At 68.4% G+C, this 14,910-nt stretch carries 11 protein-coding genes; 7 read left to right on the forward strand and 4 right to left on the reverse strand.

What is annotated here, in order from left to right:
* Window positions 1–4: 4 nt before the first annotated feature.
* Window positions 5–781 (reverse strand): glucose 1-dehydrogenase, encoded by a 777-nt coding sequence (locus tag WBK50_RS33740; protein ID WP_341339806.1) that lies wholly within the window; start codon window positions 779–781, stop codon window positions 5–7.
* A gap of 170 nt (window positions 782–951) precedes the next feature.
* On the opposite strand from WBK50_RS33740, the gene WBK50_RS33745 reads away from it, so the two are divergent.
* Window positions 952–1,344, forward strand: a complete 393-nt coding sequence (locus tag WBK50_RS33745; protein ID WP_341339807.1) for a response regulator — start codon at window positions 952–954, stop codon at window positions 1,342–1,344.
* Here WBK50_RS33745 and WBK50_RS33750 read toward each other — a convergent pair.
* Window positions 1,307–4,345, reverse strand: a complete 3,039-nt coding sequence (locus WBK50_RS33750; RefSeq protein WP_341339808.1) for an ATP-binding protein — start codon at window positions 4,343–4,345, stop codon at window positions 1,307–1,309. The genes WBK50_RS33745 and WBK50_RS33750 overlap by 38 nt on opposite strands.
* A 60-nt stretch (window positions 4,346–4,405) precedes the next feature.
* Between WBK50_RS33750 and WBK50_RS33755 the strand changes: the two genes are divergently transcribed.
* Window positions 4,406–5,095 carry a response regulator transcription factor gene (locus tag WBK50_RS33755; protein ID WP_341339809.1) on the forward strand — a complete coding sequence of 230 codons (690 nt, stop codon included), beginning with the start codon at window positions 4,406–4,408 and terminating at the stop codon, window positions 5,093–5,095.
* A 107-nt stretch (window positions 5,096–5,202) separates the two neighbouring features.
* Complete coding sequence (locus WBK50_RS33760; protein ID WP_341339810.1) at window positions 5,203–5,511, forward strand: hypothetical protein; 309 nt, start codon at window positions 5,203–5,205, stop codon at window positions 5,509–5,511.
* Window positions 5,512–5,844: 333 nt separating this feature from the next.
* Here WBK50_RS33760 and cofC read toward each other — a convergent pair whose 3' ends face one another.
* Window positions 5,845–6,576, reverse strand: a complete 732-nt coding sequence (gene cofC / locus WBK50_RS33765) for a 2-phospho-L-lactate guanylyltransferase (RefSeq protein WP_341339811.1) — start codon at window positions 6,574–6,576, stop codon at window positions 5,845–5,847.
* Between the two features lie 375 nt (window positions 6,577–6,951).
* On the opposite strand from cofC, the gene WBK50_RS33770 reads away from it, so the two are divergent.
* From WBK50_RS33770 to WBK50_RS33785, 4 genes are all read left to right on the forward strand, one after another.
* Window positions 6,952–7,728, forward strand: a complete 777-nt coding sequence (locus tag WBK50_RS33770) for a glucose 1-dehydrogenase (protein ID WP_341339806.1) — start codon at window positions 6,952–6,954, stop codon at window positions 7,726–7,728.
* A 218-nt stretch (window positions 7,729–7,946) separates the two neighbouring features.
* Window positions 7,947–9,533 carry a class I adenylate-forming enzyme family protein gene (locus tag WBK50_RS33775; protein WP_341339812.1) on the forward strand — a complete coding sequence of 529 codons (1,587 nt, stop codon included), beginning with the start codon at window positions 7,947–7,949 and terminating at the stop codon, window positions 9,531–9,533.
* Window positions 9,534–9,745: 212 nt separating this feature from the next.
* Entirely contained in the window at window positions 9,746–10,738 is a 993-nt protein-coding gene (locus tag WBK50_RS33780; protein ID WP_341339813.1) for an LLM class flavin-dependent oxidoreductase, read from the forward strand.
* 399 nt (window positions 10,739–11,137) lie between these two features.
* Window positions 11,138–11,800 carry a hypothetical protein gene (locus WBK50_RS33785; RefSeq protein WP_341339814.1) on the forward strand — a complete coding sequence of 221 codons (663 nt, stop codon included), beginning with the start codon at window positions 11,138–11,140 and terminating at the stop codon, window positions 11,798–11,800.
* A 21-nt stretch (window positions 11,801–11,821) separates the two neighbouring features.
* Here WBK50_RS33785 and WBK50_RS33790 read toward each other — a convergent pair whose 3' ends face one another.
* Window positions 11,822–14,872, reverse strand: a complete 3,051-nt coding sequence (locus WBK50_RS33790) for an ATP-dependent DNA helicase (RefSeq protein WP_341340009.1) — start codon at window positions 14,870–14,872, stop codon at window positions 11,822–11,824.
* Window positions 14,873–14,910 lie beyond the last annotated feature (38 nt).

Here is a 14,910-nt window from a genome sequence, read left to right on the forward strand (position 1 = left end):
CTGGTCAGGCGGCGGTGATGCCGCCGTCGATGACGAGCTCGGAGCCGGTCACCCAGGACGACTCGTCGGAGGCGAGGTAGAGCACTCCCCACGCGATGTCCATCGACTCCCCGGGACGACCGATCGGGTGCGCCTGGGCGAGAGCCTGGTAGAAGGCGTCGCGGTCGCCGGTGTTGTCGCCGAGGTGCTGCACCATCGGGGTCCAGGTGTAGCTGGGGTGGACCGAGTTGACACGGATGCCGTAGCCGGCCTTGGCCACGTGCAGCGCCGCGGACTTGGTGAACAGCCGCACCGCGCCCTTCGAAGCGTTGTAAGCGGCGAGGTTGTCGATGCCGACGAGGCCGGCGATCGAGGAGAGGTTGACGATCGACCCGCCGCGCGGATCCTGGTCCTTCATGACGCGGATCGCCTCACGGGTGCCGAGGAACACGGCCTCGCTGTTGATGGCGTTGACCCGCCGCCAGCCCTCGAGGGTGGTGTCCTCGACGTTGGCGTCGAGCACGATGCCAGCGTTGTTGACCACGACGTCGAGCCGACCGTGGTCGGCGACGATCTTGCGGGTGAGCTCCGCCCACCGACCCTCGTCGGTGACGTCCTGGTTGTAGTAGACGGCCTTGCCGCCGTTGGCGGTGATGTCCTTGGCGACGGCCTCACCCTCGGCATCCAGGACGTCGGTGAGGATCACCGTGGCGCCTTCGTCGGCCATCACCCGACCGGTCGCCTCACCCAGACCGCGCGCGCCGCCGGTGATCAGGGCGACCTTGCCCTTGACTCGTCCCACAAAGCCCTCCGTTGAACTCGTACCGATGTGGTCGCCGAACGCTAAGAACGACGACCGAGTCGGCAGAAGCGTCGAGGAGATCACCCGCACATGGTGCGTTTGCACCATCCCGTAGGCGCCAGGCAGGGCTACCGTCAGAGCGGCCGAGTGACCCGGTCGAAGGTGCGTGAATGGACGTTATCGCGGTGGACGACGATCACGCCGGTCTTGAGCTGCTCCGGATGGTGCTCGAAGCAGCCGGGCACACGGTGCGCACCAGCCGGACCGCTGACGGCGCCTTCGACTTGGTGACCGAGGCGGCTCCCGCCGTACTCGTCACAGATCTGATGATGGGCAGCGACAGACAGGATGGCTTCCGGCTGATCGACAGGCTGCGCGCCTCCCCGCAGCTGGCCCACGTGCCGGTGGTGGCCCTTACCGGGGTGACCAGTGCTCAGGATCTGGGCCGTGCCCGCACCGCAGGCGCGGACGTGTGCCTGGTCAAACCGATCGATGTCGCAGCGTTCCTGCAGATCATCGCCCGCTTCAGCCCAGCCGCGGGAGCAGGCCAAGGCACCGACTGACCGCGGCTAGCAGTTTGTCGAGCACGAGGGGTTTGTCCAGGACCGGCACCGAGTTCAGGTCGACGGGCGCGACGCGATGTCCAGCGGTGACTACGACCGCTTGAGGTGCGCCACGCGGCCTGCGCTGGGCACCGTCTTCTGTCCTACCGACGGAGGCTTCGCCCACCGGGTCACCGGCGGCGTTGGCGAGTTCGCGCAGCAGGTCCCAGCCGTTGCCGTCCGGCAGCTCGATGTCGAGCAGTAGAAGGTCAGTGGAATCCTCGGCGAGCAGCTTTCGGGCTTCGCTGCAGCTGGACGCGATCCTCAGGTCAACCGCGGGCCACCGCGCCAAAGCTGACTGCACCAGTACCTGGCTGGACCGATCGTCCTCCACGTACACGACGCGACCACGCGGCTGCCCTGCCGGGTTGACGGCGCGTCTACTGGCTGGGTGCTGTGCGGCTGATGCAGCCAGGGGCAGTTCTAGCCGGAAGGTGCTGCCGGCCGTCGAGGTGCTCCTCAGCGTGAGAGCGCCGCCCATGGCGCGCATCAGCCGTTGCGACAGTGCAAGGCCGAGACCGGATCCTTCGGCGCCGCTTCCGTTCGCTCGGTGGAACGGCGTAAACAGCGACGCCAGCTGCTCGGTGGCAATTCCGTCGCCGGTGTCGCTGACCAGCAGCCCGTCCGACTCCAGCACAACCTCGACACTGCCGCCGACCGGAGTGAACTTGATAGCGTTGCCAAGCAAATTCAGCAAGACCTGCCGCAGGCGATGGCGATCCGCAAGAACGAGCAGGTCTTGCGCGGAAGACGCCTGTGTGCGCAACTTAATGGAGCGCTCGCCAGCGAGCCCAGCAACGATCTGCATCGCCTCGTCGACGACTTCCGCGGCTCGGACCGGCTCGGACGTCAGCTGCAGCTGTCCGGTCTCGGCTCCGGTGAGGTCGAGCAGATCGTTGATTAGCTGCAGCAGATGACGTCCCGCACCGAGAATGTGCTCCACACCTTCGCGCTGCTGCTCGGGTGAAAGCTGCATGCTCTGCAGGACCTGGGCGAAACCGATCACCGCGTTCAGCGGCGTGCGTACCTCGTGGCTGACCAGCGCCAAGAGCTCGCTCTTAGCTCGGTCGGCGGCTTCGGCGACCGCACGCTCGCGACGGGCCTGGGCGACGCGGCGGCGCTCAGTGAGATCGAACAGCTCGATGCAGAAATGGCGAGGCTCCCCGCCCGGCCCGAGAATCAGCGAACCGCTCAGCGCAGCCCAGAGCGGTTCCTCGCACATCCGGCCCGATCGCCGCACCCGGACCTCGGCCTTCGGCAATGTCCCGGCGTCGTCGTTGCGGGCTAGCGCAGCGGCCAGCGCGTCTTGGACCGCAGCTGCGTCCTCGTCGACAAGCAGGTCAGCCAGGCTCTCGCCGGTGACAGGGCGTGCAGCCATGGACGCGAGTGCGGCGTTGGCCTGCTGGATCTCCCCGGCCGGGCTGACCAGCGCGATCCCGAGGCCAGCGGTCTCGAAGGTGCTCCGGAAGCGGGCTTCGCTCTCAACGAGCTGCCCGTGCAAGGCAGCGGTTCCGATAGCGACTGCCGCCACGTGGGTCAGCCGCTGGACTAGCTCGGTGGCCGATGGCCCCGGGACCCATCGGTCGGCGTGATAAACCGCGAACGTGCCGAGCACGATCCCCCGGTCGACGTCCAAGATGGGCGTCGACCAGCACGAACGTAGCCCGTGCGGGAGCGCGCTGTCGCGGTAATCGACCCATCGCTCGTCAACCGCGATGTCGGGCACGACCACCTCACCGTGAGTGAATGCGGCCGTCCCGCATGACCCCACAAGCGGGCCGATACGGACGCCGTCGATCGCCTCCCGATATGGCCCGGGAAGCCGGGCTCCAGCGCCGTGCCGCAGTGTTCCGGTGTCGTGCTCGAGCAGCAGAATCGAGCAGATGCTGCCGGGAAGGTAGTGCTCCATGGTCGCGACGAGCGCTTCCAAACTCTCCTCGACAGGGTCGCGCCGCGCGATCCCCTCCAGGATCGACCCCACCGTCCAGTCCGCGTCTACAGCCGTGGAGTCCGGCGCAGCGTGGTTGCCTCCGCTGGCACGACGCAGCGCACCGACGCCGGGAAACCGCAGAACCGCGCGCACCCCGGCAGTCCGGTCGTCGGGCGCGACGCTGAAGATGCCGCCGTGATCGGCGACGAACTCGGCAACTTCGGCGAGCCCGAGGCCGTCGCCCGGCGGGGACCAGCCGCTGGTGAAAGGCGCCAATGCCGCGTCGCTCGTCCAGCCTTCCGGCAGGCCTTGTCCGTCGTCGGTAATTGCCACGGCCGCCCAGCCGGGCGAACCGGCGGGTTCCGTCTGCTTCTCGACGTGCACCGTCACGACCTGCGCGCCGGCTCGCCGGGCGTTGTCGAACAGCTGGCGCAACGCTCGGGCCAGGCGGAGCCGGTCGATCAGCACCAGAGCTTCGGCGTCAGCCTCGACCCTCAGATCGAGCTGCTGCCCGTAGGACCGCTCGCCACGACAGATCGTTCGGACAACTGCGGCCAGGTCCAGTACCTCGACTGAGCTGCCCCCCGAGCGCGCCACACGCCCTGCGCGCCAGGCAAGTTCCGCCCCCCGGGAGGCAAGCCGGCGCAATTGGTCAACTCGATGCGCCGGCTCTTCCGGACCGAGCAGCTGCGCGGCCATCGCGACCGCTGAGGCGTTGCCCGCGAACTCATGTGCGGCCACCCGCGTCTCATCGCGTTCCACCCGGGCGCGACCGGCCAAGGCGCGCGCCGCGGTCCGCGCCGCAGCCAGGTCCGCCGGGTCAGGTCGATCCGGGTCCGGGCAGGGCAGGACGACATCCGTGCCAGCCAAGCGCGCGGCAATGGCCTCCTGGGCCGAGGTCGACCGTACCAACGCGACAATGGCAATATCTGACGCCGATCGACGCAACGCTGCGACCTCGCCAGCCCGAACAACCCGGACCGTGTCCGCGTCAAGTTCCGGGTCGGCGCCCTGCCGGAGGAGCTCGTGCATGGCGTTCCACCCCGATGTGAAAGGCGCGACGCGCCAGCCCGAGCCGACACGTGGGCGCCGATGACGCCGATGACAGCCGGGCGAACCGTAGCACCGCACGACACAGCCACCGTACTGATCGTCGACGACCACCAAGTGTTCGCTGAGCTGCTCGGTGAAGTCCTCGCATCGCGAGGACTGCGCCTCGTCGGCATCCGCCGAACCCTTGCTGACGGGTTGACCGCAGTGGAGTCCGAGCGCCCCGACCTGGTCGTTCTGGACCACAGCTTGCCCGGTGCGACGGGCGCCAGCGGTCTCCGCGCCCTCAAACAGCGCTCACCGTCTACGCGGGTGCTCATGCTTACCGCCGCCGAGGAACGCGCGGTACTGCTCGAGGCCATGGACGCCGGATGCGACGGATTCGTGACCAAACGCCAGGACATCGGCGCGGTCATGGCCGCCGTCACAGCGGTGCTGCGTGGCGAGACACCGGTATCGCCCGACATGATCGGCGCCCTCGTCGGCAACCGGCCCACCCCGCTCGGCGGTGACCTGACACGCCGGGAGTCCGACGTGCTGCAGCTGATCGGCGCCGGCCGGTCCAACCAGGAAGTGGCCCGCGAGCTGCGGATCAGCGTCAACACGGTGCGCAACCACGTCCAGCACATCCTCAGCAAACTCGGAGCGCACTCCAAGCTCGAGGCAGTCGCAATCGCCGCCCGGCTCGGCCTGCTGCGCTCCAACCGTGACGGGGTTGTTCGACCGTTGTGATCGGCTTGTCAGCGATCTGATCCGCGGGGGCCAATCTTCGTCGGGATCGGCTACCCCTGACGCAGAGATGTGATTTCCGCTGTGGCCTCGACGAGGAGACATCCGCGATGACGAGCACCCGGCCAGCTCCCGCTGCGATGAGCTGCGGCCTGACGTTGAAGCAGGCCGGCGGCCCCGGCCGCCTCAAGGTCGTCGAGGAGCTCAACGCCGCAGACATGCTCCAGGCCTCCGCTCCTGTGCCACACCGCAAGCAGGAATTCCGTGCGCTGCCTGATCTTCGGTCTGTGCCGGACACCTCGACGGCCGCGGAGCAGCTCGGCAAGGCTCTCGGAAACGGTGACCTTACGATGACCCCGGCACTCAACGGGACGGACAAGGGCCCGCTGTTGTACCTCTACCGCCCTCGGCGACGCTAGGCCCTAAAGGTCTCGACGGGCGGTGTCCTCGATGAGCGGCGCCCTGACCTTTCGGGCACCGTGCACCAGATTCATCGCACCGCCATGCCTTCACGACCCGAGCAGGGACCAGGAGAAGGCAGGCGAGGTGGCGGTCAGCAGTCGTGCTCGCGGGTCTGAAGCTCCGCACTCAGGCCGAGGCCGCCGCGGCAGGCCAGACCCACCACGCCTGCTCTGCCCACGCGGACCCGAGCGCCTCGCGCATTCCCGTCCGGGCCTACCCGACCAGCTCTGACACGCCACTGGCCAACTGCGGTGCGTCAGTGTAACCCGGTTCACCCCGCGCCTCCGCCACTATGGCGCCTGGGGGTACAGCGCCTCGAAGGTGTGCAACCCGAGGCCGATCTCGGTGGCGGCGCGCAGGTCGTCGGCCGTGTCGACGTCGTGGCGCAGGCTCGGCCACGTGCCTGTCAGCGCGACGGATCCGGCCGCTCGGTGCCGCGCCGCCGAGCCTGCACCGAACCGCGGGTCGAAGGTCGTACGTCTCGCAGCGAGTAGGAATGTCGTGCCCGTCGTCCCGGCGTCGGCGACGAACGCGCTGGTCGCCCCGGTGGTGAAAGCGGCTAAGGCCTCCGTGACTGCGGCGTCAAGCTCGGCAGAGCGCAGCGCGGGCAGGTCGGCTTGCAGTACACCGACCGGTACGGTGCCGTCGAGTGCAGTGGCGCCATGCCGGCACGCCTCGTTCAGCAGCGGTACGGGTCCCTCTGGCACGACCTCGACGCCCAGGGTGGACAGTTCGGCCGCGACGACCGGGTCCGAGGTAACGACCACGAGACGGCGGACTGTCACGGCTGCGCGCGCGGCTGTGACCGTGTCCTGCGCAAGCGCCAACGTCAGCCGGGTGTGCCGGGTAGGTTCGCCCACGCCGTGGTCGGCGGCACCGCGCAATCGAGTCTTGGCGAAGCTCAGTGCCTTCACCGGGACTATGAGGTCGACGGCGAGATCAACAACGGGTGAGGGCGAGATCAGCCATGAGCTCCGCACGCCGCTCAACGCTTTCATCGGATCGCCGCAGCTGCTCGACACGCTACAGCTGACCGAGCAGCAGCAGCACGATGGTGCCGGCCCGCGCCAACAAGAAGGTCGGTGACTACCACCATTGGGGCCGGCCCCTCCTCGAGCAACCGTCTGCCGCTGGCGATGTGGTGCGCTCCTACGCACCTGATGACCGGTGGAACTCCAGAACGCTGTAGCAGCCCCGTGCCCGCAACGTCGTCGTCCATCGCGAACAGATCCATCATCGGCTGACCCTCCTCCGAGCAGAACCGTAGACGGAGTGACGGGCAAGGAGATGGTGCAGATGCACTACTTGGGAATAGTGCCCTGAGCGCTTCTTCACGCCCTCAAGCCACTCCTAGCGTGGCCACAGTGGATCCGACTACGAGTTCAACGGAGGGCTTTGTGGGACGAGTCAAGGGCAAGGTCGCCCTGATCACCGGCGGCGCGCGCGGTCTGGGTGAGGCGACCGGTCGGGTGATGGCCGACGAAGGCGCCACGGTGATCCTCACCGACGTCCTGGATGCCGAGGGTGAGGCCGTCGCCAAGGACATCACCGCCAACGGCGGCAAGGCCGTCTACTACAACCAGGACGTCACCGACGAGGGTCGGTGGGCGGAGCTCACCCGCAAGATCGTCGCCGACCACGGTCGGCTCGACGTCGTGGTCAACAACGCTGGCATCGTGCTCGACGCCAACGTCGAGGACACCACCCTCGAGGGCTGGCGGCGGGTCAACGCCATCAACAGCGAGGCCGTGTTCCTCGGCACCCGTGAGGCGATCCGCGTCATGAAGGACCAGGATCCGCGCGGCGGGTCGATCGTCAACCTCTCCTCGATCGCCGGCCTCGTCGGCATCGACAACCTCGCCGCTTACAACGCTTCGAAGGGCGCGGTGCGGCTGTTCACCAAGTCCGCGGCGCTGCACGTGGCCAAGGCCGGCTACGGCATCCGTGTCAACTCGGTCCACCCCAGCTACACCTGGACCCCGATGGTGCAGCACCTCGGCGACAACACCGGCGACCGCGACGCCTTCTACCAGGCTCTCGCCCAGGCGCACCCGATCGGTCGTCCCGGGGAGTCGATGGACATCGCGTGGGGAGTGCTCTACCTCGCCTCCGACGAGTCGTCCTGGGTGACCGGCTCCGAGCTCGTCATCGACGGCGGCATCACCGCCGCCTGACCAGCCACAGGGGTGCTGCTGGTCTTCCGACCCACGACGCCCGACGCCGCGGCCGAAGGGGTGGCATGAGCCGCCACAGGCCATACCGATCTAGCCCTCCGGCACGCCGGCCTCCTCGGGGATGACGATTGACCCATCCGGGAGCTCCCCAGCCGGCAGCTGATACGGCGGTGTTGGGGCCGGGCCAGCGCCCCAATGATCTCCTAAGAGGGAGTTCGATGACCTCCAGCGCAGCCACCTTGCGGGACCTGCTCGTCGCTGCTCTTGACCGTTTCGGCGACCAGCCCGCGGTCACTGCTGCCGGCGCCACCCTTTCCTACCGGCAGGTCGTCAAGCAGGCCAACGGCCTGGCCCGCTTCCTGCAAGACAACGGGATCTCTCCAGGCACACCGGTCGCTCTCATGATGAGCAACGGAGTGGAGTATGTGGTCGCCGACCAGGCCGTGCTGCGCTGCGGCGGGGCGAAGGTGCCGCTCAATGACATGATCGGCAGTCGCGAGTCGCGATACATCGTGCGTGATAGTGGCGCCGTGATCGCGATCGCGACCCCTTCGCAGCTGCCGAACGCACTCGCCGCTCTCGAAGACCCAGCAACGTCGCTGCGCACGGTCGTGGTCGTCGGTCCGGCATCAGAGCAGCCGATCCCCGGGACCACGTCGTGGGAGACTGCCGTCGGCTCAGGAGCGGACAGGCCGCCTGAGGTCGCGATCACGTCGTCCGATGTCGGTCTGATCCTTTACACCGGAGGGACCACAGGCGACCCAAAGGGCGTGGTCCACACCCAGCATGGGCTGACACTGAACGTACTCGCCCACGTCATCGAGATCGGGTTCGGTGACGACGAACGGCTCCTTCTCACCTCGCCTCTACCTCACTCAGCGGGTTTCCACCTGCAGGCAGGGATGCTCAAAGGGGCCCACGCCTTCGTCGAGTCCGGGTTCGATCCCGAGATGGTCCTGCACCGCATCGAGCACGACCGTGTGACCTTCATGTTCGCCGTGCCCACGATGATCTACCGGCTACTTGACCATGCGGCGACGATCGCAGCCCAGCGCCCGCTCGATCTGTCTGCGCTGCGCACGATCCTCTACGGCGCAGCCCCGATCACCCCCGAACGGCTCGCGCAGGGACTGGCGGCTTTCGGCCCGGTCTTCATGCAGCTCTACGGCCAGTCCGAGGCACCGAACTTCATCACCCGGCTGACCCACCACGATCACGATCTCACGCGACCAGAACGACTGACCAGCTGCGGGCGCGCGGTCACGATGGCCCGGGTGCGTGTCCTCGACGCCGACGGTAACGACTGCGCTACCGGCGTCGTCGGCGAAGTCGTAGCACAAACGGCCTACACGATGATCGGCTACTACGGGCTGCCGGAGAAGACGGCTCAAACGATCCAGGACGGCTGGCTGCACACCGGCGATCTCGGCCGGCTCGACGAGGACGGCTACCTCTACCTCGTAGACCGCAAGAATGACATGATCATCACTGGCGGGATGAACGTCTACTGCAATGAAGTCGAGAACGTCATCGCGCAGGTCGACGGGGTAGCCCAAGTCGCAGTTGTAGGGCTACCGCATCCGGACTGGGGAGAGGCGGTAGTGGCCTTCGTAATCGGCACGAGCAACGGCTCCGTAGATCCCGAAGCTATCACCGCCCACTGTCGCGACCAGCTGTCCCGCTACAAGATCCCGAAGAGCATCCGCCTCGTCAACGAACTACCCCTGACCTCGGTCGGCAAGCTCGACAAGAAGGCCCTCCGATCCGCCCATCAATTTTCAGAGACCGCGTTATCCGCAATGTAGCCTGCGTGGGCCTCTCGCCACACATAGTCCATAAAATGGTGTACGACAACGCTCGGTGCCCCGTTTGTCTGCACCGCAGTCCTCGCTGAGTCAATTTTGGCGCCTCAAGGAAAGCGTGCCAGCACATGCCGAGAGAACTGTCGATCCGCCGCTAATCGTCACCGCTCATTCCAATGTTGCCCAACCAATTCACGGCATGGAGGTCCTCCACCATGAAGCTTGCTCTCTACCTGCCAAACTTCCGCGACAAGGTGACCGTCAAGGAACTCGAAGACCTCACCAATCTTGCCGAGGATCTCGATTTCGACTCGGTCTGGACACTCGACCGCATCGTCGTCCCGGAAGTCTCTGACACCCAAGAGCTCCAGTACTCGTTCGGCATGATGGATGGGTTTCCCAAGGGCCTGCCGGTGTCTGCCCGAGGCGAGTTCCTTCAGGGAATGCCGCTGATCCCTTGGCTCGCGGCAAAGACGACCAAGCTGCGGATCGGCATGAGCATCATCGACACTCCATTCCGTTCGCCAGGCGTTCTCGCCGCGGAGCTCGCTACTATCGATCATCTCTCGAACGGTCGACTCAACGTCGGCGTTGGCTCGGGCTGGATGCCCGAGGAGTTCGCGGCAGCAAGCGCGACACACATCTTCCCCAAGCGACACAAGCACGTTCGCGAAACGATCGAGATCATGCACGGGATCTGGGAGAACGATCTTTTTGAGTACCACGGTGAGTTTGCGGACTTCGAGCGGTGCGGCTTCGGGGCGAAGCCTGTGCAGAAGCCGTACCCTCCCATCTACATGAGCGGCCTGAAGGATCCAAAGCGCTCCGCGCTCCGCATCGCGAAGTACGGGCTGTCGGGCTGGATCGGTATCCAGGACACGCCCGATGAGCTCAAGAGGTGGCGCGGCGTGATTCAGCAGGAACTTGAGGAGTTGGGCAGCACTCGTCTGGTCGACGACCTCGACATCTGCAGCATGATCTGGTTCGTGATCACTGATGAGGAGACAGATCAGACGCCGCAGGGCAAGCTCAGCAACCTGCTGGTAGGGACCGCCGCGCAGATCACCGACTCGCTCAAGCGCTATAAGGAAGCTGGGCTCACGATGCCCCTGATCTGGCCGCCATTCCAGGATGTGCCGGTTTCGAAGACGCTCGATGACCTGAAGCGCCTCAAGGAGGAGATCATGCCAAAGGTCGATGCGATGTAGGTGAGCCTGGCGTGGATCCTCGCTTGCACGGAGACACCGTGCCGCTCTGCCAGTTCCCCAAACGCCACGGCGTGGAGCCGCGCGAACGTCGACCCACAAGGGCACGCTCGCGGGCATGAGCGTGCCTAACTGGGATTCAACGCGGCACGCGGCGGAGTTGTGCGCGGTCGTCGTCGGCGCCGCCGCAGCTGGCGGGTGGCTGCTCCGGGCCCGGCGCAGAGGACTCTGAGCGGTTGTCCTTTGGCTGGGGGCGGCGCGGGTCAGCCCCCTCGCCCGCACATCGTCTACGTCCGGATCCGGCACGGTCATCGCCGGGCGACCTCCCACAGCGCTGATGCCAAGAGCGACCTGACCGCCGTACCCTGATCGGCGCGAGGGGGAGGGAAGGCGGCGACGATCATGACGGCGACTCTGGGTGCGGTGACGGACCGGTTTCTGCCGCTGTTCGACCCGGCCGTCGAGGAGCCGCCTAGTTCGGCGATCGAGATCTACTTCGAGACGCCGACCTCGCTGGGGCTGCTGTACACGTTCTCCCAGCGGTTTGATCAGCCTCGGCTGGTGGAGGCGGTCCGGGAGGCGCACGAGGCGGGGATCGCGGCCGCGCTCGAGGCGATCGCCGATGTGGCGCTGCTCAAGGTCGGTGAGCACGTCGAGATCCCCGGCAAGCCCTCGATGGGCCGCTACCTGCCGGGTCGGCTGTCCCTGACCCGGGTGTCCCACACCTACACCGGCGACCCCGGCGACATCGCCCGGTTCCACGACCACGTGTTCATCGGCCGGACCGGGATCGCGGATCACGACGGCGAGTGCTGGCCCCTCGCCGCTGAGGACCTGCGCGCCGGCCTGAGGTCGTTCGCAGTAGATCACGTCCACGGTATCCACCTCTCCCTGCGGGAGAGCATCGGCGCTCGCTGGAGCGAGGAACGCACCTGGATGGGCTTCCAGGAGCTGACCTACCCGGACCTGGGCCAGTACGTCGCCGACTTTCCCCGGCAGTACTGCCGGTACGGGCTGGGCTCGCCGGCCCGGTGGAACGTCGTGGACATCATCGAGCGCCTCTGACGGCACAGGCCGCGGCGGCGATCAGTCGAAGTCGAGCCCGATCTCGGGGCCGGCGTCGACGGTTTGTTCGCGAGCCAGGTCGAGGCTGCGGTCTGCGCTGAGGTCGCGGGCGAGGCCCTGGTCGCGGCGCTGCCGCTCCTGTTCGAGGGTCTCGGAGGCCTCGTCGCGCTGGCGCTGCCACTGCACGACGGGGTCGCTCGCCGCCCGCGCGCGCTGGGCGTTGAGGTCGGCGAGGATCTCGGCCTGTCGCCGCGCCTCGCGCACGGTGACGGCGTCCGGGTCGACGAGGTGTTCCTCGGGCGTGGAGCGCAGGGGCCGGGCGGCGGCGATGTCCGCTGCTGTCGGGGTGGCCTCGAAGATGGGCTCTTGGTTGGGGTCCATCGTCACCTCCTGCACCTCCTCGACGAGGCCCTGATCGGCGTCGCGTTCGGGTTCGGCGACCAGGTAGGGCGGGCGCAGGTCGTCGTCGACGCCCAGGTCGAGCTGGGCGGGGTCGAGGGGTTCGAGGTCGTGGTCGAGTTCGGCGGCCTCCTGCGGGGTGAGCACGCTGAACAGCGAGGTCTGTTCGGCGACCTCGGCGGGCTGCGGGTCGCGGGGCAGGCCGCGCTTGACCAGTTCGTCCCCGGCGAGCTGGGCGCGCTGCTCGGCCCGGGCGGCCTCGGCGGCCCAGGCCTCGCGGGCGGCGTGGACCGCGGCGAGGTGCTCGGCGCGCGCCTCCAGTTCGGCGGCGGCTTCGGCGGCGTGGGTCATCTCGGCCTCGGCCCGCGCCCGCTCCGGCGACCCGAGGGGCAGGCGCCCGGTCTCGGCCCAGAACAGGGCCTCGTCGTGGCGGTACTCCTGCGCGGCCAGGCGGGTGTCGCGCAGTTCCTCGGCCACGTAGTACGGGGCGAAGGTGCGCTCGCGGGCCGCCGCGTCGCGGATCTGGCGCAGTTCGGTCTCCGACGCCGCGGCGTAGTCGAGCGCGTCGGTGGGCTCGCCCAGCGCGGCGTAGGCGCGCTGCCACAGCGCCCGGTGGAACACCTGCTCGCGCGCGGGCGCCTCACCGAGGGAGACGCTGGTCTCGGGCACGCTGCGCAGATCGCGGTAGGCCGCGGCGATCCCCGCGCGGTGCACCCACTCCTCGCGCTCCGGGCCGGGGTCGGGCAGCGGTCCGAGGTGCGCCACCGCCCACTGCGGCTGGTCGAGGGCGACCTGCTCCGCGAGTTCGGCCTCCCGGTCCTGGCACGCCTGGGCGAGCACCTGCCCGTATCGGCCCGCTTCCCCGTCGACCCGGCTGGCCAGGTCGGCCCAGCTGGCCGGGGCGTTCACCCCGAGGATGTCGCTCGGGTCGTGCTCGGGGGTACGGGAGTCCAGCACACGCTCGCGTAGCCGCCACCGCAGCACATCCGACACCGACGCGGCGGTCCCGAGCCGGCGCATGACGACCGCCTCGCGCAGGACGGTCTCGACGTCGTGGCCGCCGAGCTCGGCCTCACGCAGGGTCCGGTTGAGCCGCCCGAAGCCGTCCTCGCCACGCATCCGGGCGGCGATCTGCTCGCCGAGGATCCCGGCCAGCAGCTGGTCGTAGCGGCCGCGCCCGAACTCCTCCGACAGCCGGTCCAGCTGGGTCCCGACGAAGGCCAGCGAGCGGCCTTCCTCCTCGTTGAACCGCCGCGTCATCTCGGCCGAGGCCGCATCGATCTCGTGCTCGCGGCCCATGATCGATGCCAGCACCGCCCGCGGGGTGGTGTCGAGGCTGTTCTGGTTGTGCTCGTCCGCGGGCCGCGCGGACACCACGTAGGCGAGGTTCTCCTCCCGGCCGCGGGTCATCCCCACGTACAGGGCGTGCGCGTCGGTGTTCTCCTCGATCAGCGCCCGGCAGATGTCGACGGTGCGGCCCTGCGCGGCGTGCACGGTGGAGGCGTAGGCCAGGGTGACGTGACGGCTGACGTAGCCCTCGGGCAGGTGCGCGACCAGCCCGTTCGCGGCCACCACCCGCAGCGTGCCGTCCTCGGGGTTGCGCCCGGCGACCCGGTAGGCGACCCGGTTGGTCACCGCCCCGTTGCCCTCGACCCGGATGTCGTAGTCGTTGCGGCGGGCCTGGACCAGGTCCCCGACGCCGATGTGGTTGCCGTCGCGCAGCGTGCCCAACACCTCGTGCTCGACGTACCCGCGCGCGACCAGTTCGGCGCGGATCAACGCGCAGAGGTGGCTGGCGTGGTCGTTGTCCCCCACGACCAGCAGAGATTCCTTACCGCGGACGGTATCGGCGAGATAGCCGCGGACCGCGGCGTCGATCATCGCCTCTTTGGTCCCGCCGTGCAGCCGCCCGGAGTCCTCGTAGAGCCCGAGCACGCTCGCGTCGCGGGAGCGCAGCCGCAGCGACGCCGCGCGCTCCCACGGCTCGGCGAACCGGCGGATCTCGGTGAGCTGGTAGGCGCCGTTGTCGCGCACCAGCAGGTCCAGCATTCCGCCCGCACCCACCGCGACCAGCTGCTCCGGGTCGCCGGTGTAGAGCAGCTTCCCGCCGGCCTCGCCGACGAGCTTCGCGATCCGGTCCAGCTCCCCGGTCGCCGACATCCCCGCTTCGTCGACGACCACCAGGTCCCCTGGCCGCAGCCGGTCCCGCACCTGTCCGCGATCGTTCGGCGCGAACCGGTTCAGGAACCGGGTGGTGTTCATCGCGGTGACGCCGTCGTCCTCGAGGACCTGCGCGGCCCGCTGCGAGGTCGCCACACCGATCACGCGGCCCCCGACCCCGCGCTCCCAGCTGCGCGCGAGCGCCCCCACGGTGTGTGACTTCCCCGCACCTGCGGGGCCGAGGAGAACATCGCCGGCGCGTCCGGAGGACAGGATGCCGATTGCAGCATCGAGCTGATCCGGGCCCAGACCAGCGGCAACGAGCTCCACCCGGGCCACTTCCAGCTCCGGGCCGGTCAGCGCCGGCGCGTCCGCGCGACGGGCCGCCGCGACGAGCGCGGTCTCCATCGCCAGGTGCTCGAACGTCGCGTACCGCTCGTGCTGATGGGGCCGATAGATGCTCTTCCCGTCCTCACGCTGCAGCACCTCCGGCACCTCGCCCGGATCGGGCATCGACACCGTGACGATCCCGTAAGCCGCACCGTTGCGGA

The organism is Pseudonocardia sp. T1-2H (assembly GCF_038039215.1).
Lineage (GTDB): Bacteria > Actinomycetota > Actinomycetes > Mycobacteriales > Pseudonocardiaceae > Pseudonocardia.